This is a genomic window from Erysipelothrix sp. strain 2 (EsS2-7-Brazil), assembly GCF_016617655.1.
Taxonomy (GTDB): Bacteria; Bacillota_I; Bacilli_A; order Erysipelotrichales; family Erysipelotrichaceae; genus Erysipelothrix; species Erysipelothrix piscisicarius.
In genome coordinates this window covers 89,840-112,816 of sequence record NZ_SCFT01000002.1, presented here as the reverse complement: position 1 = coordinate 112,816, position 22,977 = coordinate 89,840, and the positions used below count along the sequence as shown (strand labels likewise).

Here is a 22,977-nt window from a genome sequence, read left to right as displayed (position 1 = left end):
GAGCACGATGTTAGACTCTAATCTAAAGAAAATACGTTTAAAACGAAAATTAACGCAGCGTGAGCTGGCGAAACGTGTAAATTATTCTCAACAAGCAGTCGCAAAGTGGGAAGTGGGGGTTTCGAATCCAGATATTTCAAATCTTGTAAAGATTTGCGAGGAACTGAATATTTCTGTGGAGTGTCTTCTCTGTCAAAAACCGAAACACATGCAAGATTTTGATGAATGGAGCTTACATTTAGCGTTTTATCATGTGCTAAATTTATGTGGGACGCATCATGAAGTCGGTTTAAATATTCGAGAGTTGGATGAAGAAAACAAAATAAAACTTATCAATGAACTGGTTCTTTTTTTACGAAAGAAAGCCCTTTTAATGAAGTCAGAATTGAAGTCAGAGTTATAGTCAAAATGTGATAAGCGGATACGTCATGTGTCCGCTTGTTTTACATCAAAAAGATGGGCGCTTTGTACATGCATGCCTTTAAATAATTATTCAATCATGAATCTAAACAGTCATGAAGGATAGCAGGGGCTATTTGTTGGAAATATTTAACACTGGAATAATAAAAATCTTGACTTTCTGAATAAAGTTGGTAGAATATCTATGTTATCAATTAACCAAAGACAGTAACGGGGCAACCTTAATAATGTTACCGAGGTGAAAGTATAAAACTTTTGAACCTGTCTTTTGGATGGGTTTATTTTTTTGGTTTAATTTGATTTCCGAGATCGAATGGAGGTGAATCATTTGCGTACAGAAATTTTAGAAAATAAAAAAGCTGTTGTTGCAGAGATTCAAGAAAAAGTAAAGAATGCCGGATCAACAGTTGTTGTTGAGTACCGTGGACTAACCGTAGATCAAATGACTGAACTACGTCGTCAACTTCGTGCAGAAAACGTTGAATTTAAAGTTTATAAAAACTCAATGTTCCAACGTGCTGTCGAAGGCACAGACTTTGAAGGTTTAAAATCCGAATTAACAGGACCTAACGGTGTTGCGTTTGGAGAAGATGCTGTTGCACCTGCTCGAGTATTAGCTAACTTCGCTAAGAAGAACAAAAAGTTAATCCTTAAAGCTGGTATCGTTGACGGTAACTTAGTAGACCAAGAAGAAATCAAAGAACTCTCAGCATTACCAAACCACGATGGCATGATTGCTATGTTGGCTGGAATGTTCCAATCACCAATTCGAAGCTTTGCTTACGCTGTATCACAAGTTGCTGAACAACGTGCAGAGGGCGGAGAAGTTGTTGAAGAAGCAGCAGTTGCTGAAGAAACACCTGTTGTAGAAGAAGTAAAAGAAGAAGCTACAGAAGCTTAATTAAATAGGAGGAAATATTAAGATGGCAAAATTAACATCAGAAGAACTAATCGCTTCCCTAAAGGAAATGACAATCTTAGAATTAAATGAATTAGTAAAAGCAATCGAAGAAGAATTCGGAGTTTCAGCAGCAGCACCAGTTGCAGTTGCAGCAGCATCAGATGCTGGTGAAGAAGAAGGACCAAGCGAAGTTTCAGTAATCTTGAAAGAAATCTCAGGTTCAAAAGTTGGAGTTATCAAAGCATTACGCGACATCACAGGTTTAGGTATGATGGAAGCTAAAGCATTAGTTGACGGCGCACCAACAGCAATTAAAGAAAACATCAAACCAGCAGAAGCAGAAGAAATCAAAGCTAAACTTGTTGAAGCTGGCGCAGTTGTAGAAGTTAAATAATTAACACGTTAAGAAGGATCTTCTGTGAGTCATTACTTTACAGACAATTCTAATTTGAATAAAAACCGGAGAGATATCCCTTTCCGGTTTTTAGACATTAGTTTTTCAGTTATCTCGGATGATGGGGTTTTCTCGAAAGATGGCCTGGATCGCGGTACCGAAGCACTGCTTAAAGTCTGTGTCAATCATCCCTTAAAAGGAAAGGTTGCAGACCTAGGATGCGGTATTGGGGTTGTGGGTGTGATTCTTTCGCATTTCTTTAGTGATATTGAAATGACGGGCGTCGATATTAATCCGCGTTCGGTTGAACTCGCCAATATAAACTATGAAAAATATAATGTGAATGGAATTAATAAAATTCAAGATGGGTTGGATGGCGTGTATGACTTTGTAATTAGCAATCCGCCGATTCGTGTTGGAAAAGAAAAAATGTATTCTTTATTTGATAATGCTTACGATGTTTTGACCAAGGATGGGATGTTTATCTTTGTAATTCGTAAGTCACATGGAGCGAAGTCTGCGCAAGCAAAATGTGAAGCATTATTTGGTAATTGCACGTTATTAAAAAAAGAAAAGGGATATTACATCTATTGTGCCTCAAAGCGTTGACTGTAACCCACATTAGTGATAATATATATAATTGCATAATAGTGGATTTATGCGCGTTTTTTTGGTTGTTATAAAAAGTACAGGAAAGGATGGCATAAATGGAGAAAAACCAAGTATATAGTGTAAAGAAATTTGGTAATAAGGCTACCCGTCGTGATTATTCTCAAGTTAGTGGAACCTTAGAATTGCCTAATTTGGTAGAAATTCAAACGGATGCGTATGAATGGTTTAAAAACGAGGGACTCTTTGAAGTTTTTAACGAAATCTATCCTATTCAAAGCTATAATGAAAATGTAAAACTAAAGTTCATTGATTATTCATTTGGTGAACCTAAATATAACGTAGACGAATGTCGATCACGCGAAGCAAACTATGCTGCGCCACTTCGAGCAACAATGCGTCTAGAAGTAATTAACAAACAAACTGGTGAAGTGATTGAAAAAGAAGAAGAGGTGTTCCTCGGTGATCTTCCTTTAATGACTGAAACAGGTACCTTTATTATTAATGGAGCGGAACGAGTTATTGTTTCGCAAATTGTGCGTTCTCCTGGAGCGTATTTTAAGTCTGAAAATGATGATAAAACGGGTCGTGACACGTTCATGTCCGAATTAATTCCAAGTCGTGGTACTTGGTTAGAATTTATGAGTGATGATCGTAAAGCGGCTAATGGTCGTGTTATCAACATGAAAGTTGACCGTAAGCGTACGATTGTATCCACAATTTTGTTCAAGTCTTTTGGTTTAAGTCTTGATTTACAAGAAGGTGAAGATGCATTTGATACACATTCATTTAAAACGTTCTTAAATGCTATGAATTTACCTGTTTATGATGAATGGGAAGAAATTGATAGTGAGAAACGTGAATTCTTAACTTTATATGCGTTACTCTATACAGCATTCTTTGGAAACTATCCTGAGATTGTGAACTCATTAGTATTAGATAAGACTGTTACGTTTGAAGATTCATTACGTGTAATGTATGAAAACCAACGTGCTGATGAAATCCCTACAACTGACGGTGCTATCAACTTGATGAACGCGAAGTTCTTAGATCCACGCCGTTATGACCTTAATAAAGCAGGTCGTTATAAAATTCATAAAAAACTTGAAGTTTACAATCGTGTAAATGGAACCGTTCTTACAAGTGATATAAAAGATATTAACGGTAATGTTGTTTTTGAAAAAGGAACACATATTACACGTCGTGATGATGTCTTAAAATTACGTGATGTATTACGCGAAGGCGGACACATGAATGTATTCCCACTTAAGAATATCTTCTCGGCACCCGATGTACGTGATATCACGGTTGATGGAACCGTGCATTTAGTTGGACGTATCTTATCGAAAGATGTTGATGGTGATGATTTTGAATTTGAACGCGGAACGGTTCTTACTGCACAAGATCTTGAGACCTTAAAAGGCGAAACGATTCAAATTTACACAGGTATCATGGGTAAAGAAGTTGTGGTAACAAAAGATAACGTATGGGCAGTGTTAAACTACTCACAACGTTTATATACTGTTGGACGTATTCTTGATGCTTCTGGAGCAGATATGATGTCTGCAAAAGGAAATCTAATCGCAGATCGTTTCACACCAAATTACAACGTACCTAAAATTAATAAAACAAATGAAAAACTAATTGTTGATTCATTAGAAGATGGCCCCGTAACAATGTGGTTAGTCGGAGCAGCAATGCAAGAATTGTTTGTTGCGCATGAAGATGATCATGAAGAAATTGTGAAGATTGTTGGTATTGATCCATTACTTGAAAAAACAACAATCGTAGCATCAGATATTTATGCTACATATTCATATTTCTTAAACTTCATTGATGGTGTTGGTAATGAAGACGATATTGACCAATTAGGTAACCGTCGTATTCGTACAGTTGGAGAATTAATCCAAAATCAATTCCGAATCGGTTTAAGCCGTATGGAACGTGTTGTTAAGGAACGTATGTCAATCTCTTCAGATTCATCGAACCTAACACCCAAAAATCTTACAAACGTTCGTCCATTGACCGCAATGGTTAAAGAGTTCTTCTCTTCATCCCAATTGTCACAATTTATGGACCAATTAAACCCACTTGCTGAACTTACAAACAAACGTCGTATTTCAGCTTTAGGACCGGGTGGACTTACACGTGACCGTGCTGGTTTCGAAGTTCGAGATGTTCATACATCACACTACGGTCGTATTTGTCCAATCGAAACACCTGAAGGACCAAATATCGGGTTGATTTCGAACTTAACGTCATATGGAAAAATTGACAAGTATGGTTTTATTCAAACACCATACCGAATCGTTACTCCAGATGGAACCGTTACTGAAGATATTATTTATCTATCTGCAGACGATGAGTTTGAATATGTTATTGCGCAAGCGAACGAAGTGCAAGATCACAAACTTGTGAACGAAGAAGTTGTTGTTCGTTACCGTGGTGAAAATATTCTTGCCCACCGTGACACTGTAGAACTTATTGACGTGAGTCCTAAACAAATTGTTTCTGTTGCGACTGCGGCGATTCCATTCTTGGAAAATGATGATGCTTCTCGTGCCCTCATGGGTGCCAACATGCAACGTCAAGCTGTTCCGCTTTTAAAACCGAACTCACCATTTGTTGGTACGGGTATTGAACACCGTATTGCAAAGGATTCAGGGAGTGCGGTAATCTGTCATGAAGACGGAATCGTTTCTTATGTTGATGCAAACCGCGTTATTGTAAACGGAGTATCAGGAAAAGAACGTACATATTTATTACAAAAATTCAGACGATCAAACCAAGGAACATGTATTAACCAAAAACCTTTAGTGGCTCTTGGTGAAAAAGTTTCAAATGGTGACATCCTTGCGGATGGTCCATCCATGCAAAATGGTGAGCTTGCTCTTGGTCAAAACGTTACAGTCGCATTTATGACTTGGAACGGATATAACTATGAAGATGCGATCATCATGAGTGAACGTCTTGTAAAAGAAGATGTCTATACATCAATTCATATTGAAGAATATACACTTGAAGTTCGTGAGACAAAACTTGGACCTGAAGAAATTACCCGTGATATACCAAACGTAAGTGAAGTTGCATGCCGTCATCTTGATGCACGCGGAATCGTTATGATTGGTGCTGAAGTTAAAGAAGGCGATATCCTAGTGGGTAAAGTAACACCTAAAGGACAAAGCGAAATTTCTCCAGAAGAAAAATTATTACTTGCAATCTTTGGTGAAAAATCCCGTGAAGTACGAGACAACTCACTTAAAGTTCCACACGGTGGATCAGGTATTGTTCAAGATATCAAGATCTTTAGCCGCGCGGAAGGACATGACTTGCCACCTGGAGTAAGTGAATCTGTTAAGGTTTACATCGTTCAAAAACGTAAAATCCATGAAGGTGACAAGATGGCTGGACGTCACGGTAATAAAGGGGTTATCTCTAAGATTCTTCCTGTAGAAGATATGCCATACATGGAAGATGGTACACCTGTTGATATTATGCTTAACCCTCTTGGGGTTCCAAGTCGTATGAACATTGGACAAATCTTAGAATTACATCTTGGTATTGCAGCGAAGAACTTAAATATTAAGTTTGCTACAAGTGTTTTCGATGGTATTGAAACAGATGAACTGTTTAATATCATGAAAGAAGGTAACGTTTCACCTGATGGTAAGATGGTACTTTATGATGGACAAACTGGTGAGCGTTATGATGAACGTATTTCAGTAGGTGTTATGTACATGCTTAAGTTATCACATATGATTGATGATAAACTTCATGCTCGTGCAACAGGACCTTACTCACTTGTTACCCAACAACCACTTGGTGGTAAAGCACAAAATGGTGGACAAAGATTTGGAGAGATGGAAGTTTGGGCACTCTATGCTTATGGAGCTGCAAACACACTTCAAGAAATCCTTACCATTAAGTCCGATGACGTAAATGGACGTACAAAGACTTATGCCGCTATTCAAAATGGTGAAGATATTCCAGAACCTGGAATTCCAGAATCATTCCGAGTACTTAAACATGAACTCCAAGCACTTGCACTTGATGTGAAATTCTTGGACGAAAACAAAGAAGAAATCAAAGAAAGTCTTGTAGATGGTGATGAAGAAGTTGCTTCAGCACCATCACAAGATGTTCCGCAACCAGAAATTGTTGTGGAAATCGAAGAAACTAATGAGGTTGAATCACTAAACCTTGATGAGCAAGCGTAGAAGGAGGCGGTAATCTCATGAGTATTAATAATTTTGACTCGATACAACTCGCTTTAGCGTCCCCTGAGCGCATTCTAGAATGGTCTCATGGAGAAGTTAAAAAACCAGAAACAATTAACTATCGTTCACAAAAACCGGAACGTGATGGATTGTTCTGTGAAAAGATTTTTGGTCCTACAAAGGATTGGGAATGTTACTGTGGTAAGTACAAGAAAGTACGTTACCGTGGTGTTATTTGTGATCGTTGTGGCGTTGAAGTAACGAAATCTGCTGTGCGTCGTGAACGTATGGGGCACATTACGTTAGCTGCACCTGTTGCACATATTTGGTATTTACGTGGTATTCCATCACGCATGAGTTTATTACTAAACATTACCCCTAAAATTTTAGAAGAAGTTGTGTACTTCGTAAAATGGGTTATTGTGGATCCTAAGAAATCAGGATTACAATACAAACAAATTATTGATGACCGCGAATATCGTGAATACATCAATCAATACGGACCGAATGGTTTCGTAGCTCAAGCAGGTGGAGAAGGTATTAAAACCTTGCTTGAAAATATGGATTTAGAAAAAGAACGTAATGAAATTCTTGAGTTATTAGAAAATGCTAAAGGTGACAAGCGTAAGAAGTTAATTCGCCGTCTTGAAACGGTTGAAGCATTTATTAATTCTGATAACATGCCAGAATGGATGGTACTGACTGAACTTCCAGTTATTCCACCAGATTTACGTCCGATGTTACAACTTGATGGTGGCCGTTTTGCTGCTTCAGATGCAAACGACTTATACCGTCGTGTAATCACACGTAATAACCGTCTGAAACGTTTACTTGAAATGGGTACACCACAAGTTATCGTTCAAAACGAAAAACGTATGCTTCAAGAAGCTGTTGACGCATTGATTGACAATGGACGTCGTTCAAAACCTGTTACAGGTGCTGGTGGACGTCCTCTAAAATCACTTTCACACAGTCTTAAAGGGAAACAAGGTCGTTTCCGTGCCAACTTACTTGGTAAACGTGTAGACTTCTCAGGTCGTTCAGTTATCGCTGTTGGACCAGATCTTAAGATGTATGAATGTGGTATTCCTAAAGAAATGGCAATTCAACTCTTTAAACCATTTGTTGTAAATGAGATGAAGGTTCGTGGAATTAGTAATAATGCTAAAGCTGCTGAAAAACTTATTGAACGTCAAGATCCACGTGTTTGGGATATTGTTGAAGAAGTAATTCAAGATCACCCTGTGCTCTTAAACCGTGCCCCTACACTTCACCGTCTTGGTATTCAAGCCTTTAAACCGAAAATGATTGAAGGTCGTGCAATTCGTCTTCACCCTCTTGTAACGCCTGCGTTTAACGCGGACTTTGATGGTGACCAAATGGCGGTTCACGTTCCATTATCCGAAATGGCTCAAGCAGAAGCAGAATTGCTCATGCTTGGTTCACGTAATATTCTTGGTCCTAAAGATGGAAAACCGATTGTTACACCATCTCAAGATATGGTTCTTGGAAACTTCTATCTAAACATGGAAGAATCTCCAGAAGAATTTGAAGAAAAAGCATTACAATGTGAAGCTCGTGGCGATATGGAAGAAGGCGCTAAATGGCGTCGCTTTGGTGAAAACCAAGGTAAAGCATTCCGTGACATCAATGAGGCACAACTTGCATATGAACATGAGTTGATTCACTTACATACACGTATTTGTGTTCGTGCATCATCACTTAAGAAATCAACGTTAAGTGCAAAACAAAACGAAATGTACCTTGTTACAACGCTTGGTAAACTTATCTTTAACGATATGTTCCCAAGTGACTTCCCATACTTAAACGAGGTTTCACCGGATAACTTTAAAGCGACACCGGATAAATTCTTTGTTGCGATGGGACAAGATGTTCGTGAAATTATTAGTGCAATGCCACTTAATAATGACTTCAAGAAAAAAGATCTCGAGAAAATTATCAAAGAAATCTTTGATCGTTACTCAATCGATAAAACAGCTGAAATCTTAGATAACATTAAAGACTTAGGTTTCCGCTATTCAACTGTTGCGGGTATGACTGTTGCGTTAAGTGACATCAATGTTGCCCCTAACAAAGAAAAATATGTTGATGAGGGTAAAGAACAAGCTGCGAAATTAATGAAACAATACAAACGTGGTCGTTTAACAGCTCAAGAGTGGGAAGGTAAACTGATGACTCTATGGGATGGTATTAAAGGACGCGTTGGTGCGGAATTAATGGACGAACTTGCTCGTAAAAACCCTATCAATATGATGGCGACATCGGGTGCTCGTGGTAACGTTTCTAACTTTACTCAGTTATCCGGTATGCGTGGTTTAATGGGTAAACCTACTCAATCAAAATCAAAAGCAGGCTATCAATCATCAATTATTGAAGTTCCAATCTATTCGTCATTCCGTGAAGGTCTAAACGTTAGTGAATTCTTCGTTTCTACTCACGGTGTGCGTAAGGGACTAACCGATACTGCTCTTAAAACAGCGGAATCAGGATATCTTACACGTCGTCTTGTTGACGTTGCGCAAGATGTCACAATCGTTGAAGATGACTGTTATAGCGACAACGGTTTCCTTGTAGAGGAAATTGTAGATCGTAAATCTAATACAATTGTTGAGTCACTCCATGACCGTCTTGTTGGACGTTATATTAAAGAAACAATTGTTGATCCAAAAACTAAAGAAGTTATTATCGAAGAAGACGAATATATCGATGAGTTTGCTGCAAAACGTATTGTGAATGCAGGAATCAAACAAGTTCGCATTCGTTCTGTATTCTCATGTGAATCAAAACATGGTATCTGTAAAAAATGTTACGGACGTAACATGGCAACAGGTGAAATTGTTGAGGTTGGAGAAGCAGTCGGTATCGTTGCCGCTCAATCAATCGGGGAACCGGGTACACAGCTAACCATGCGTACGTTCCATACCGGTGGGGTTGCGGTTGCTGGTGGGGAAGATATCACTCAAGGTCTTCCACGTGTTGAAGAACTCTTTGAAGCACGTTCACCAAAACTGGGTGCTGCGATTTCTGAAATTTCCGGACGTATTACGGATATCCGTAATGCCGAAGATGGTTTCGGTTATATCATCACCGTTGCAAACGATAAAACATCTGTTGAGCACCATACATTACCACATCAACCTGCTCGTGGTTGGTTAAAAGTTGGTTCTGAGGTTTCAGCCGGTGAAAAACTAACAGAAGGTTCTGTAGATCCTAAGAAACTTATGGAATATGCAGGACGTCTCGATGTTCAAAAATACATTTTAAAAGAAGTTAAAAAAGTTTACCAAAGTGGTGGTATCGAAATTTCTGATAAGCATATTGAAGTTATGATTAACCAAATGATGCGTAAAGTTATTGTAATTGATGGACAAGATACAGGAATTTCTCCTGGTGTTCAAATGCATGTTGATAACATGACTCAAATCAATGAAGATATCCTTATGGAAGGTAAGAACCCTGCACGTTATCGTCCAGTGTTACTCGGTATTTCTAAAGCTTCTGTTGAAACGGAATCATTCTTATCAGCTGCTTCATTCCAAGAAACTACAAAAGTTCTTACGGATGCAGCTATCAAGTCTAAGATTGATCCACTCATGGGTCTGAAAGAAAATGTTATCATTGGTAAGAAAATTCCAGCGGGAACAGGTTCTGAATTATACCGTGAATCAACTGAAATGGTTAAAGAAATGGCTGAACTCAAACGCCAAGAACGTATTGAACGAAATACAATTGAGGAAGAGGATTCCGTTATTAGCGAAATTATTCGTGGATAATTGAGGTTTATAAATCAATGCATTTCTAAAATTAAGGTCCTACACTCATCGATTTGAGTGTAGGACTTTTTTTATATGTACATATTTATTGATAAAGGTTTATAATGATAAGATGGAGGCGTTAAAATGAATAAAAAAGCAGAATTTACGACAAAACTTGTACGTCAAGCCGGAGAACGCATTAAAACGATGATGCAGGAATCGATTGATATTAGTCTTAAATCATCAAGATCAGATTTTGTAACGAATGTTGATAAACAAACAGAGATTTTTTTAGTTTCAGGAATCAAGGAAGCTTATTCAAACCAAAATTTCTTAACTGAAGAAAAAACCGTGGAAACGATGGGGAAAGACCATTTATGGATTATTGATCCGATTGATGGAACCACAAACTTTATCTATCAAAAACAAAATTTCAGTATTTCTGTGGGTTATTATCATCAAGGAATGCCTGTATTTGGTATTGTTTATGATGTCATGGCAGATGAGATGTTTGTTGGGATTGTTGGTGAAGGAGCATATCTGAACGGACAAAAATTAGCGATGCTCGACCAAGATATTCAGTTAAAAGATTCAATTATTTCCGGTGATGTCTACCGTCCTGGTTTATTTAAAATGACCCCTCAAGAACTTAAACCACTATTTATTACGCATCGATTTTTAGGGTCGGGAGCTCTAGAAGTATGTCATATTGCGGCAGGGCGATGGCAATCATATGTCTTTCCTAAACTCAAAGTATGGGATTTCGCAGCTGCGGTGATTGTCTTAACATGTGTTGGTGGTACTTACCACTTTGGGGATTTAGAGGATACGCTTTACTTTGATAATGAACCCCGTGTATTTATCGCGGCATCCAATCAAACGATTAAAGAAAGTTTAAAAGCACTACTATAAGGAGAAATGTATGCAATCAAAATTATCATTTGCGAAGCAATTAGTTTATGAAGCAGGAGACTATGTTCGCGAACATATGAAGCAAGAATTAAATATTGATACGAAATCAGCACGCAATGATTTTGTTACCAATGTCGATAAAGGGACTGAGCAATTTTTAGCCAAACGCATTAATGCAAAATATCCAAACCAAAATTTTATTACCGAAGAAAAAATGGTTGCATCGACTGGACTTGATGATTTGTGGATCATTGATCCAATTGATGGTACGTCAAATTTTATTTTTGAAAAACGTAATTTTGCGATATCTGTTGGTTATTATGAAGAACAAAAACCTGTTTTTGGGATTGTCTATGACGTGAGTCGTGATGAAATGTATGTCGGGATTGCAGGCGAAGGGGCTTACCTCAACGATCATAAGCTTCCAATGCTATCTCAAACCGTAACACTTCGTGATTCCGTTGTTTATTCGGATACTAAGACTTTAGAGGTTATGTTTGGGGATGCGGTTAAGGCGCATGATGATTTTATGTCGGTACGTTATATGGGAGCAGCGTCGCTTGAAATTTGTGGTGTCGCTGCAGGACGTCATCAGGTGTATCTCTCACGGCGCTTGAAGGTATGGGATATTGCAGCTGCAACAATCATTCTTGAGGCAGTTGGTGGTGCATTCACTTACGATACATGCGATAATAAGATTATATTTGAAGATAAGAATTTTGAATTTATGTGTGCTTCAAATCCCACAGTGATTCAGGAACTCAAAGATAGGAGATAGGAATATGGAATCTTATTTAAAGATTAATGATGAGGTTTCGCTGCGTTATGCAGCTGATTGTGTTGAAAAACCGAAGGCTATTGTTATTATTAACCATGGTTTTGCGGAGCATATTGGTCGCTATGATCATGTTACAGAGCATTTTAATAAAGCAGGATTAAGTGTGTATCGCTATGATTTACGTGGACACGGTCGTACCGACTCCCCTAAAGGACATATCGATTCGTATTTATCGTTTATCTCAGATTGTAATGAAATGGTTAAATTTGTTAAAGATGAGAATATCGGTGTTCCTGTATTTATGTTAGGTCATAGTATGGGTGGGCTTGTTACGACGATGTATGGTATAGCACATCCCTATGAACTAAAAGGCCAAATTCTATCAGGTCCTGCTGTGGCGCCACTTCCGCCGGTTGAAGGAAATATGGGTAAAGTATTAAATGTAGTCGGTAAATCATTTAAAAAGATAAACATTCGTAATGTTGTGGAAGATGACATTTGTTCGGTACCCGAGGTTGTGAGTGCTTATAAAAATGATCCGGATGTTTTACATAAAGCAACTGCAGGATTTATGCGTGAATTTTTAATTAAGGCACCGGAGTTTGTTGCGAAAAATGTATCCCGTTACCGCTATCCTGTTTTAATTTGTCATGGAGAAAAGGATAAGGTTGTTCCTATCGAAGTAGGTGAATGGCTTTATGAAAACATCAGTTCAAAAAACAAACGTTTTATTGCTTACCCAGACCTATACCATGAAATCCTTAATGAAACGATGTACCCTGAGATTCTAGATACTATGGTTGAGTGGATATTGCTTCAGTTGAGTAAGTAATATGTAATTCTAAAATGACGGTTTCTTATAAATGATAAAGTAAAAAAACATCTCAGTCTGACATCATGTCAGATTGAGATGTTTTTACGTTTTACTTGTTTCTTAGCAATTAAGAGTCTTTACGCTTAAAGAGTAAGCCAAGTCCAATAATCATAAACGCTGCAAAGGATCGTGGTTCTGAATGGATACCTGTTTTAGGAAGTGTATCGGATTCTTCACGGTTACTTTCTGGTTTTTCAGTTGGTTTTGAAGGATCAATGTTTGGCTCTATTTCCACATCTGGCTTTCCTTCTTCAGGCTTTGTTTCCGGCTTTGTTTCAGGTTCTTCTTGGATTTCTTTGAGTTCAAGATGATCGTAGGAGGTTTGAAGTTGATCGCGGCCGTCTTCGAGATCTTCGAGGGTACGATCGGGATTATCAACGGTTTCTTGTACGCGTGATCGTGTTTCAACTAGATCATTACTAGAATCTTCAGTATAGAGATCTAAATCAAGAGCATCAATTGTTTTAAAGAGCGTACGAATCTCTGACACGACAGCATTTTCAAGTGCCTCTGTATCAAGGCGTAATTCGATAATGCTGGAGGCCCCTTCAAGATCTTTGGTATTGATTGTGAATTGGTTTCCATTTTGAGTGATGTTTGAATCCATCTTGGTTACAGATTTGTAGGGACGGGTAATGGTTACCTGAATTTCTTCCTCTACATGTTTTGGATCACTCACTGCAATGGTTAACGTACGGTTGTTTGTAATGTGTGCAGTAACGGATGCGGAACGGTCAACACCAATTCCTTCGAGATTGGCACCATCAACACCCCACACGTTCATTGCAAAGGTTGTATCTGTTTTGATTGCTTGAATTAAGTTGTTATTTTCAAGGATTTCGAGTGTGTTATTTTTAGCGAAGTCTTGAATTTGTGTTTCGGAACTGTTTGGAAGCATGACATACTCATAAGCATCATTGTCTGCGACTGTTCCATGGTTGATGCCCAATTTAAAGAAGTTTGAGCTGTATTCAATTTTGTCATCAAACATTAGGTTTTGATCTACAAATTTTCCACTGTGAACGGTATTACTGATTTCAACATCTGTTTCTGTTGGGAAGTAGTATCCAAAAGTTCCTTTGTCGCCGTTGTTGAGGGTAATGGTATCCCCTTTTTCAAGGCTTAGTTTTGGAGCGCTAATGGATGTTTCGTTGTGCTTGATTTGAGCATTGGCATCAACTTTTCTATTTTCAATTGTTGTTTCAATGGATGATGGGGATGTTCCTGTGATATTTGTTCCGAGTGCAACAATTGCATCATCTAAGAAGAACCATGATTTTTGAGCACGAAGGTCCATACCATTATTAAACGTATTTGTGTTGTAGTACATTCCTGCACTTCCTATTTTACCAGTTGATGAACCACCAACCCATGCTTGTTTGGATAGTTTTCGGTGGAGAGCTTTATTAGCTAATGGACGTGTATCAACGGTTGTTCCTGGAAGACGATATTTATCGACTGCTGCCCAGTAGGTACCATCATATTGATCAATGTCGTTATCTGTGTAAAGATAGAGCATACCACTTCCTGTATGCCATCCTTGCATGTTTTCGTTGTTTATGGATTCATAGTTTGAAATTCGTTTTGAGAACATGCTGAGTGCTGCGGTATAGTCGTGGTTACGATTTACGACGCGATCCATTGATCCATATATTTTCACATGTTGCGTTGATTCCAAGGTTTGGATGGATTCATCTTCAAAAATTTGTTTGGCTTTAACTAATGATTCGAAATCACGAGTACGACTAAAGTAATCGTGGTAACGATCTGATGCGATAATCCACTCTTTGAGGTGTTGTTTGTAAGTAGATTTTAGTGGTTCCGGTGCTGCATCTGCGATCAACATAATATTTGCGATACTTTCTTTTCCTGTATCAAACTCTTGTGCGGTTGGACTCATGTAAGGAGCGCGAGAAATGCTTCGACCATTAACCATTGACATCATTTTCCCTTTATACATAAGTGGAATGTATCCCTCATCAATTAGTGTATAGATATTTTGCATTGTTGCAGGATCCATAGCCCAAGGTGTGTCCGCGACAATCGATGCGATTTTCCCAATTCCCTTTACGAGGTCATTTCCGTAGGTACCAAGGTATGCAATATCTTTATGCTGTACAAGTGATCCATCTTTGTAAAGACCATCACCTGATGATACATATTGAACGACTTCCGGCATCTCTTGGTTTACATAATCAAGAAGTGAAGCATCTTGCTTCATGATCCCAACCCCTAAGAAAATTAGACCAACATCTGTTTTATTTGCACCTGTTGCTGGAGCACCATTGAGGAGCGTGGTGAGGTTTGTATTGTAGACTTCAATTCCTTTTAAATAACGGGTTATGTCCTCTTGGTCGATATAATCATTTACAATCGAGAGGATATCAAGAAGGCGCATTGGGATTCCAATTTGCCAATCCCACCAGTTTCCGTGAGTCGGAACGGTGAATGGACTTCCATACATTTGATCGTTAATGAGAAAATCAAGTTGCGTCGAAATAAAGTTTAAGGTTGCTTCATCTTGATAATATTTACTTCCGTACGTTCCAAATGCAATCGCAATGGACTTTAGATTTGTAAATTGACGGGTGTTATGAGCAGCTACGGTTTTGTTGTCTTCATTAGCCCATGGGAATTCAGGATTTGGACTTTGGTCAAGTGTTGAGAATGCGTCATCTGCTTTTCCATCAACAACCTGAATATAATCTTGAATGTGTTTGTCATTGAGGTTGATGGATTCATCTCCAACAGCACGTTCTTGCCAGCGTGATTCCATCGTTATAAAGTGGGAATCAACCGCATCTTCAGTAATATCAATTGAGATGCTTTGAACGATTTCAGAAGTGTCTTTTGATTTAATGTTTACGGTTGTTTTCCCTTTTTTAAGGCCAAGGATAAGACCATTTTCTGATATCGATGCGATTGCGGCATCGGTAGTTTCAAATTGATAATGGCTATTTGGATCACTGAGAAGTGGCGTAACAAATTTACGATGTCCTTTTTGAATTGTAAGAGCCATTTCTTTTGAGTTTACCGGTTTACTTTCGGTATTAAAAAAAAGTGGTTGTTTCTCGATTAAAGATGTGGGTTCGTCTGCATGGATCAACAATGCATTGGAACTCATTACGAGCGCGAGCCCGGTACATAATAATGTTTTGGTGTGTTTCATGGTATCCTCCTTTTGAATACGCTTACAGATGAATTCTACATTTTACGGTGATGTTGGTCAATCGCTCCATTGAATTCTATAAGTGTTTGGTTGAAAAGTGAAAATGGGTTTTTAACGGTTTTTTTTAACTAAATCAAGGAATGTCTAAAGCTAAAGTTTAGTTAGAAGTGGATATGGATGAAAGAAAATGAGATAATTAAAGTCAAGAGTGAGGCAAGGAGATTGTGTATGATTAAATGGATTCAAAAACATAAATATGGGGTGATGGGCGCAGCGCTTGTGGTTACCGTTTTGGGTTTAGCAGTAATGGCATACATGATGTCTGGTGCTGCGATTCGCATCGTTGATGGCAATGAATTCGTGGTTGAAGCAGATAGTGATGTAGCTTTATCGGTTGTCCACGATAAGATTATCGTGGATCCGAAGACATCTGAGTATGAAATGGTTGTGGTTTCGGATAAAGGGGAATTATCCATTCAAGACCATAATGATGCGATAATTCAAAGGCGAAAGCTTGAATTACAGCCCAAAGGTATTTTAGTAGAAGAAAATCTAAAATTGCGTGTCTATTTAAAAGAAAATCCGAAACGTGACGTCCTTTTGAAGATTAAAACTGAAGATACGAAAGCTCCCGAAATTATTATTACACATGATGGAACTACGATTAAGGGGAACGAACAATCAATTTCGATAGGAGCATCAAAGATTACTGCAGTCGCAAAGGATTATGCTTTTGGATCGTTAAGCGAATCTTTAAAGGTAAATGTGAAAGGCTCGATTGATTATGATGAACCCGGAACCTATGACATGATCTATAGTGTCGATGATAAGACAAACCAAGTTGAACGTAAATTGACTGTTCATGTGTTGAAAGAGCATGCTAATGATGTGGAGGAAGGGAAACCACATGATGTTGAAAATCCTACGGATTATGATAGTGGAACATCTGCAGTGGTGGATTCTCATTCAGAACTTGTTTTGGTAAATAAGCATCGATCATTATCACGGGATTTTTATCCAAACCTCAGTTATATTCCTGCGGATTATGCTGTCAGCGAGGGTTATGAGGCAACCCCTAATACGGTTTCATCATTTGTTAAGATGGTAGATGCTCTTTATGATGAAACGGGTTTGTGGTTGCTTGCTACTTCATCCTACCGAGGTTATGACTTCCAAGAAGAACTGTATACCAATTACGTTGCATCTCACGGCCAAGTTCAAGCGGATTTAATGTCGGCAAGACCGGGACATTCGGAACATCAAACGGGGCTCGTTATTGATGTGGTGACACCAGGTGGGAATATGTTTGCTTTTTCTGAGACCGAACAATCCACATGGGTGAATCGCAATGCTCATCGCTTTGGTTTTATTGTTCGTTATCAAGCGGGCAAAGAACATATAACAGGATATCAACCCGAAGCATGGCATTTGCGCTATGTTGGCAGCAATGCTGCGACTGAAATCTATAACAGTGGTTTAACGCTTGATGAATATTTAAATCAATAAAAAAAAGCCTATCACATTTAAGTGATAGACTTTTTTATTTTAGACCGAGCTTTTGTTTATGCATCGTATCTTTTAACTGCATGCGTCCAGGATGTCGTCGACTCATGCTTTGTTTAATCTGATTTGTGAATGAGTCGATGCGTTTGTTTGCATCACGTAAGTCATAATATTCTGTAACCGTCTCGTCATAGTCGCGCATCGCATCGGTAATTGCATCCATGTTAGGATATGTATTTTCAAAATGCATGAGTTGTTGTGGCATTCGCGGTTTGAGCTGAGGCTTTTGATTCGGATAACCAAAACCAAGTCCCAGTACAGGGAAAACATATTCAGGCAACTCTAATAAGTCAATGATTGCTTGAGCATCATTGAGAATACTTCCTAAAAATACCCCACCCATGCCAAGGCTCTCAATAGCTACCATTGTGTTTTGTGCAGCGAGAATCGCATCGGTATATCCAATCATCATACGATCAAATGTTTCAAGGACTTCGATGTCGTCGATATTTCCTTCGTGTGCAATTTTCCCATTACGATGTTGATCAATCACAAAAATAAATAAGTGACCAACGTTTTCGATATAAGGTTGCGCGCCTATGGTTGCGATTGCTTTCTTCTTTGCTTTATCCGTTACGCTAATAATTGAATAAGATTGCATGTAATTACTTGTGGATGTCGCTTGAGCGACGGAAACCAACGTATCAATAATTTCTTGAGAAATGGGTTCATCCGTAAATTGACGAATGGTACGATGGTTGAGTTGTTGTTTAATTGTACTATTCATAATTCCTCCTTGGTCATATTATACCATGGGGGGCATATTGATGGCGCTCAAATCGCTTAGTCGATACAATATGTATCTAGAGGTGAATGTGATGAAAGTACAAGTATGGTCCGATTTTGTCTGCCCATTTTGCTATGTGGGAAAAAGACATTTGGAAGAAGCAATAAAGCAATTAGATAAAGAAATTGAAGTAGAGTTTATGAGTTTTGAATTAGATCAAAACTATGTTGATCAACCGGATTTAAACATTCATGAAATGTTGGCTCAAAAATATAACATATCCGTTGATGAAGCACGATTGAATAACGAACGTGTAGGGTCCATGGCTCAGACAGTTGGATTAAACTATGATTTTGATGCGATGAAATATACTAATACATTTAAAGCACATAAAGTATTTCAGTATGCAAAGTTTAAAGGTTTAGGAAATGAATACAGTGAAAAGTTAATGGATGCGTATTTTTCAAAAGGTGTTTACTTAAACGATCTTGAGGCCTTAATTGAACTTGGTGTCTCAGTTGGACTTGATGCAGAAGGCATCAAACATGCATTTGAATCTGATGAGTACGGATTAAGTGTTCGTCAAGACGAGCAATGGGCACAGATGATTGGTGCTCGAGGTGTTCCACACTTTGTAATTGATGACCAAGTATCCTTATCAGGAGCTCAACCTATTGAAACATTTAAGTCAGCGCTCCAACATGTTGAGACGCTTAATGCTCAAAAAAATGATGCAATGATGTGTACTGATGGGGTTTGTACTGTTGAATAAAAAAGCTAGGTTATCTAGCTTTTTTATTTGCACTGCGTGTGAGAAATCGTTAAGATATAAGGAGATGGAGGTTCTACTATGAATAAACGCAAATCAATACAAATCGGTATCGTTGTGATTGTATTTATCCTACTTGATATCTGGTTTGGCAATACATATCACTACATGGATATCGGCTCGATGCTCTATTTAAGTACATTTATCTTAGTGATTGCTGGAATACTGTTTATCGACCGTGAAAACTATAAAAAGTTCTTTAATACCTTCGGCATCATCGTAGGGATTTTTGCCATTGTTTTCTTAGTGGGTAGTGTGACATCATCACGTATGATTAATGCGAAACGTTATGCAAATGTATTGGGTCAAGTAAAACCAGTAGAGTTTAAAGATCTCTATGGTGAAAATCATAATATTGAAGTTTCTTATGTAGATAAGGACTCAGCGTTGTTATCGGCAGAGAAAAAAATGGGAGAACTCAGTGAGGTATCATCGCGTTTTGATATTAATACCAATGAATTTACCCAAATAAATTATCAAGGCAAAATGGCGCGTGTTGCACCGTTTGTTTATGCGGATACTTTTAAAAAATATACGAACTTCTCAAGTGGTGTGCCCTACTATGTTCTTGTAACTACAGGGGACGGAAATATGAATGCGAAATCAGAGATTGTAACGTTACCCGCACCCATTAAATATTACCCAGGTGCACCATTACAATATGATCTACGTCGTCATGTGGCTTTACACCATAAATTTAGTTATCTTGATGATTGGAACTTTGAAATTGACGATGCAGGACATCCCTATTGGATTGTTCAATCGATTACAAAACGTGTTGGGATTTGGGGCGCTAAAGACATGGATGCTGTGATTGTTGTGGATGCGGTCACTGGAGAAACTGCACGTTATGAACTCAGTGAAATCCCAGAGTGGGTGGATTCCGTTTATCCAACGGATATGATGTTATCGCATGCGAAAGATCATTTCACTTTAAAGGGAGGTTATTTTAACTCTTTCATGCAACAACAAGGTGTGATGGCTGTAGACCAGCAAGAAGGTTCTTATAACTATGTAAGTATCGACGATGAGATCTATATCTTTACTGGAATACGTCCCATAAAATTAGATTCAAGTTCAACAACAGGGCTCTTATTTATGAATAAGCGAACTGGAGAGACGCTTCAAATGGATTTACCAGGGGTTTCCATTACAGCGGCTGAAATGACTTCAGTTGGTTCGATCCAAGAAAAAGGATATACACCTACAACACCAATTCTACAAAACGTTGGAGGATTCCCTACATATGTGATGTCTCTCAAAGATACATCGAGTGTAGTTCGTGGTTTCTCAATGGTTAATTACCAAGATTACACCAAGTCAGCCGTAGGCGACACCTATCAACTATCTGAGAAGAATTATCTCAATGTTATGGGAAATCAAGTAGGTATTGTTCCAGAAGAAATTGTGGAGAAAACCGGGGTCGTTTCAGATGTTAAACAAGTTATCATTGATGGCAATACGCATTACCTCATTCGTCTTGAAGGGGATGAAGCCATTTATCAAGCAAATCTTATTCTAAATGATGAACTTGCATTCTTGACTAAAGGCACTCATGTAATCATAACAACCAATGGTTCTAAAATTGTGTCCTTTGAATTAGCAAAAGAAAAACCAGATCATTAAAAAAAACACCATCATTTGGAACTAGGTCAGTTCCTTTCACTATGATGGTGTTTTTCTTCGTTTCAATTGATCGATTAAGATTCAAACTCTAAAACAAATGCTTCTTCTTGCTTTTCTTCTTCCGCAAGATTTACGATCCATTTTTCTTTATTCACAAATCGTAATGCAAGCATCATTTTTAAGATATCTGTAGATTGCCCTACAATATAAAGCCAAAGAATGCTTAAGTCTGTTGTGTAGGTTGCAATGCCCACCGCAACCAAATTCACACACCACATATACCCTGAGTCCAGAAGTAATGTAGAACGTGTATCACCACCAGCACGAAGAATAAAGTAACATGTTGTATTAATCACATAGATACTAAATAATGGTGCTTGAATTCTCAAGAATGTTTGAGCGGTCCACATCGCTTCAGCCGATACTGAATAAATTTTCGGTATAAGGAACGTGGAACCTAAAAGCAGGGTGCCAAAGACTGCACTGAGTAATACACCAAATCCAATAAGGCGATACCCGTTTTCGCGCGCTTCGTCGAGTTTATTAGCTCCAAGTGGTTGAGAAACAAGAATGGTAATGGCGACAGACATACCGGCATTCATGGTGAAGAACATATCCGAAACCGTAGTCGCAATCGAGTAACCAGAAATAACTTCCGCTCCACGGGTTGCATAGAAACGAAGTAATAATGCCATTCCTGATGCCCACAATACTTCATTTAAAGCAAGGGGAAAGGCTTTGGCGGTAATTCGTTTTACGAGTGTTTTAGAGATATCAAACATATCACGAATGCGTGTCTTAAACGCATAATTTCCCGTAACAAGGAAATAACTGATAAATGTTAATTCAACACATCGTGCAATAAACGTTCCAATTGCACCACCTAGTACACCAAGACGTGGTGCACCGAAGTTACCATAAATCAAACAATAATTAAAACAAAAGTTTGTAATCATTGAAATAACACTTGCAACAAGAGGAGTTTTTGAATCTCCAGTTGCTCTCATTGAGCCCGCTATGGCCAATGTAAATAGGTTGGGAATAAACGCCAACGCACATACGTAAATATATCTCATACCTTGCTCAATTACTTTTGGATCCTTTACAAAGAACCGGATAATATTTCCTGGAAAAAGTAATGCGAGGATGACGAATGTACTCATTATCAACATTGATGTTAGAATTGAAAAACGGAATGTTTGCTTCATATGATCTTCGTCTCTTGCTCCGAAGAATTGAGCCATAAATACAGCTGATGCAGCAATCACGCCATTTGTTCCAAATACAGCGATAATAAAGTAACGATTTACGGTGGCAACACCCGATAATGCATGGTCCCCGAGCTGACCGATCATCAAGTTATCCAGTAAGTTTACGGATGTACTGATAAGCTGTTGGAGCATTAACGGAATTGCAATAAATAAAGCCTTTTTATAAAAGTCTTTATCGCCTACAAATCGCTTTAGATTCATCGATTCGACCTCCTTCTAAAAACGCTAAGACTATCATATAGAAAGAGCAAGATAATATCAATTAAAAAACACCATTTCGTCACATTAATTTAACATTTAATATAGATTTCAAATACGAGCCCTTAAAATCACGTATACTATAAATAAAAAGGAGCACATGCTATGATAAAAATTGTGATGATGGTTGGAAGTTTACGTAAAGGTTCTTACAATATGATGTTGGGAAAACATATACAAAAACGATATGCAGATCAGATGGAAATTGAAATCCTAGATATCGATGTTCCAAACTATAATGGTGATTTGGATAATCCAACGGATACACCTGAAAAGGTAAAGGTTATGAATCAAAAAATTCATGATGCGGATGCAGTGTTTATGATTACGCCAGAATATAATCATGGATTATCAGGCGTATTAAAAAATGCTATTGACTGGGCAAGCCGTACGCAACCAGGACTTAAGAATAAGCCGGGTTTAATTGCTTCTTGTTCGATGGGACAAACGGCTGGGGCACGAGGTTATCTAAACCTCTATACAGTGCTTGATACAATGCCTATGTGGCTTCTACCGGGCAATGATATCTTGATTGGTGCTGTACATACAAAATTTGATGAATCCGGGATGTTAATTGATGAAGGGACTGTAACCTTTATCGATGGGGTCATGAATCAATTTATAGAATATTACAATCAAGTCAAGCAATAACA

General features: G+C 38.2%; 16 protein-coding genes and 1 other annotated feature. Of the genes, 13 read left to right on the top strand and 3 right to left on the bottom strand.

Annotation, left to right across the window (positions count from 1 at the left end; translation table 11 throughout):
* The first annotated feature begins 7 nt into the window (after positions 1-7).
* The 9 genes from EPJ90_RS01555 (at position 8) to EPJ90_RS01515 (ending at position 12,839) form a co-directional block, all read left to right on the top strand.
* On the top strand, positions 8-403 hold the full coding sequence (locus EPJ90_RS01555) for a helix-turn-helix domain-containing protein (protein WP_200542488.1): 396 nt from the start codon (positions 8-10) through the stop codon (positions 401-403).
* A 197-nt stretch (positions 404-600) separates the two neighbouring features.
* Positions 601-714, top strand: a sequence feature (ribosomal protein L10 leader region).
* Positions 715-748: 34 nt separating this feature from the next.
* The gene (gene rplJ, locus EPJ90_RS01550) at positions 749-1,321 is read left to right on the top strand and encodes a 50S ribosomal protein L10 (RefSeq protein ID WP_200542487.1); all 573 of its coding nucleotides are present in this window, start codon (positions 749-751) and stop codon (positions 1,319-1,321) included.
* Between the two features lie 22 nt (positions 1,322-1,343).
* Positions 1,344-1,715 (top strand): 50S ribosomal protein L7/L12, encoded by a 372-nt coding sequence (rplL, locus tag EPJ90_RS01545; protein ID WP_125163718.1) that lies wholly within the window; start codon positions 1,344-1,346, stop codon positions 1,713-1,715.
* Positions 1,716-1,769: 54 nt separating this feature from the next.
* Positions 1,770-2,324: a class I SAM-dependent methyltransferase gene (locus tag EPJ90_RS01540; RefSeq protein WP_207106259.1), complete on the top strand. Its 555-nt coding sequence runs from the start codon at positions 1,770-1,772 to the stop codon at positions 2,322-2,324.
* Positions 2,325-2,422: 98 nt separating this feature from the next.
* Positions 2,423-6,541, top strand: coding sequence for a DNA-directed RNA polymerase subunit beta (locus EPJ90_RS01535; RefSeq protein WP_200542486.1), 4,119 nt, complete (start codon positions 2,423-2,425; stop codon positions 6,539-6,541).
* Between the two features lie 17 nt (positions 6,542-6,558).
* Positions 6,559-10,335 carry a DNA-directed RNA polymerase subunit beta' gene (rpoC, locus tag EPJ90_RS01530; RefSeq protein WP_161637183.1) on the top strand — a complete coding sequence of 1,259 codons (3,777 nt, stop codon included), beginning with the start codon at positions 6,559-6,561 and terminating at the stop codon, positions 10,333-10,335.
* A 126-nt stretch (positions 10,336-10,461) separates the two neighbouring features.
* The gene (locus EPJ90_RS01525; protein ID WP_161637181.1) at positions 10,462-11,229 is read left to right on the top strand and encodes an inositol monophosphatase family protein; all 768 of its coding nucleotides are present in this window, start codon (positions 10,462-10,464) and stop codon (positions 11,227-11,229) included.
* Between the two features lie 10 nt (positions 11,230-11,239).
* Positions 11,240-12,007, top strand: coding sequence for an inositol monophosphatase family protein (locus tag EPJ90_RS01520; protein ID WP_161637179.1), 768 nt, complete (start codon positions 11,240-11,242; stop codon positions 12,005-12,007).
* A 4-nt stretch (positions 12,008-12,011) separates the two neighbouring features.
* On the top strand, positions 12,012-12,839 hold the full coding sequence (locus EPJ90_RS01515; RefSeq protein ID WP_200542485.1) for an alpha/beta hydrolase: 828 nt from the start codon (positions 12,012-12,014) through the stop codon (positions 12,837-12,839).
* A 109-nt stretch (positions 12,840-12,948) separates the two neighbouring features.
* On the opposite strand, the gene EPJ90_RS01510 is transcribed toward EPJ90_RS01515, so the two are convergent.
* Positions 12,949-16,050 carry a polysaccharide lyase 8 family protein gene (locus EPJ90_RS01510; protein WP_200542484.1) on the bottom strand — a complete coding sequence of 1,034 codons (3,102 nt, stop codon included), beginning with the start codon at positions 16,048-16,050 and terminating at the stop codon, positions 12,949-12,951.
* A 228-nt stretch (positions 16,051-16,278) separates the two neighbouring features.
* Here EPJ90_RS01510 and EPJ90_RS01505 point away from each other — a divergent pair, with 228 nt between their 5' ends.
* Complete coding sequence (locus EPJ90_RS01505; protein WP_161637173.1) at positions 16,279-17,556, top strand: M15 family metallopeptidase; 1,278 nt, start codon at positions 16,279-16,281, stop codon at positions 17,554-17,556.
* Positions 17,557-17,590: 34 nt separating this feature from the next.
* On the opposite strand, the gene nfsA is transcribed toward EPJ90_RS01505, so the two are convergent.
* Positions 17,591-18,340: an oxygen-insensitive NADPH nitroreductase gene (nfsA, locus tag EPJ90_RS01500; RefSeq protein ID WP_161637172.1), complete on the bottom strand. Its 750-nt coding sequence runs from the start codon at positions 18,338-18,340 to the stop codon at positions 17,591-17,593.
* A 91-nt stretch (positions 18,341-18,431) separates the two neighbouring features.
* Here nfsA and EPJ90_RS01495 point away from each other — a divergent pair, with 91 nt between their 5' ends.
* Both EPJ90_RS01495 and EPJ90_RS01490 read left to right on the top strand, forming a co-directional pair.
* Positions 18,432-19,112: a DsbA family oxidoreductase gene (locus EPJ90_RS01495; protein WP_125164885.1), complete on the top strand. Its 681-nt coding sequence runs from the start codon at positions 18,432-18,434 to the stop codon at positions 19,110-19,112.
* Between the two features lie 78 nt (positions 19,113-19,190).
* Entirely contained in the window at positions 19,191-20,795 is a 1,605-nt protein-coding gene (locus EPJ90_RS01490) for a hypothetical protein (RefSeq protein WP_200542483.1), read from the top strand.
* A gap of 74 nt (positions 20,796-20,869) precedes the next feature.
* On the opposite strand, the gene EPJ90_RS01485 is transcribed toward EPJ90_RS01490, so the two are convergent.
* The gene (locus EPJ90_RS01485) at positions 20,870-22,267 is read right to left on the bottom strand and encodes an MATE family efflux transporter (RefSeq protein ID WP_161637168.1); all 1,398 of its coding nucleotides are present in this window, start codon (positions 22,265-22,267) and stop codon (positions 20,870-20,872) included.
* 162 nt (positions 22,268-22,429) lie between these two features.
* Here EPJ90_RS01485 and EPJ90_RS01480 point away from each other — a divergent pair, with 162 nt between their 5' ends.
* On the top strand, positions 22,430-22,975 hold the full coding sequence (locus tag EPJ90_RS01480) for an NADPH-dependent FMN reductase (RefSeq protein ID WP_161637166.1): 546 nt from the start codon (positions 22,430-22,432) through the stop codon (positions 22,973-22,975).
* The last annotated feature ends 2 nt before the right edge of the window (positions 22,976-22,977 follow it).

Excerpts from the sequence above, each read along its gene's own strand:
- rplL (WP_125163718.1), top strand. The coding sequence starts at position 1,344 with ATGGCAAAATTAACATCAGAAGAACTAATCGCTTCCCTAAAGGAAATG.
- nfsA (WP_161637172.1), bottom strand. The coding sequence starts at position 18,340 with ATGAATAGTACAATTAAACAACAACTCAACCATCGTACCATTCGTCAA.
- EPJ90_RS01555 (WP_200542488.1), top strand. The coding sequence starts at position 8 with ATGTTAGACTCTAATCTAAAGAAAATACGTTTAAAACGAAAATTAACG.
- EPJ90_RS01490 (WP_200542483.1), top strand. The coding sequence starts at position 19,191 with ATGAATAAACGCAAATCAATACAAATCGGTATCGTTGTGATTGTATTT.
- EPJ90_RS01515 (WP_200542485.1), top strand. The coding sequence starts at position 12,012 with ATGGAATCTTATTTAAAGATTAATGATGAGGTTTCGCTGCGTTATGCA.
- EPJ90_RS01480 (WP_161637166.1), top strand. The coding sequence starts at position 22,430 with ATGATAAAAATTGTGATGATGGTTGGAAGTTTACGTAAAGGTTCTTAC.
- EPJ90_RS01495 (WP_125164885.1), top strand. The coding sequence starts at position 18,432 with ATGAAAGTACAAGTATGGTCCGATTTTGTCTGCCCATTTTGCTATGTG.
- EPJ90_RS01535 (WP_200542486.1), top strand. The coding sequence starts at position 2,423 with ATGGAGAAAAACCAAGTATATAGTGTAAAGAAATTTGGTAATAAGGCT.
- EPJ90_RS01510 (WP_200542484.1), bottom strand. The coding sequence starts at position 16,050 with ATGAAACACACCAAAACATTATTATGTACCGGGCTCGCGCTCGTAATG.
- EPJ90_RS01505 (WP_161637173.1), top strand. The coding sequence starts at position 16,279 with ATGATTAAATGGATTCAAAAACATAAATATGGGGTGATGGGCGCAGCG.
- EPJ90_RS01525 (WP_161637181.1), top strand. The coding sequence starts at position 10,462 with ATGAATAAAAAAGCAGAATTTACGACAAAACTTGTACGTCAAGCCGGA.
- EPJ90_RS01485 (WP_161637168.1), bottom strand. The coding sequence starts at position 22,267 with ATGAATCTAAAGCGATTTGTAGGCGATAAAGACTTTTATAAAAAGGCT.
- rpoC (WP_161637183.1), top strand. The coding sequence starts at position 6,559 with ATGAGTATTAATAATTTTGACTCGATACAACTCGCTTTAGCGTCCCCT.
- EPJ90_RS01520 (WP_161637179.1), top strand. The coding sequence starts at position 11,240 with ATGCAATCAAAATTATCATTTGCGAAGCAATTAGTTTATGAAGCAGGA.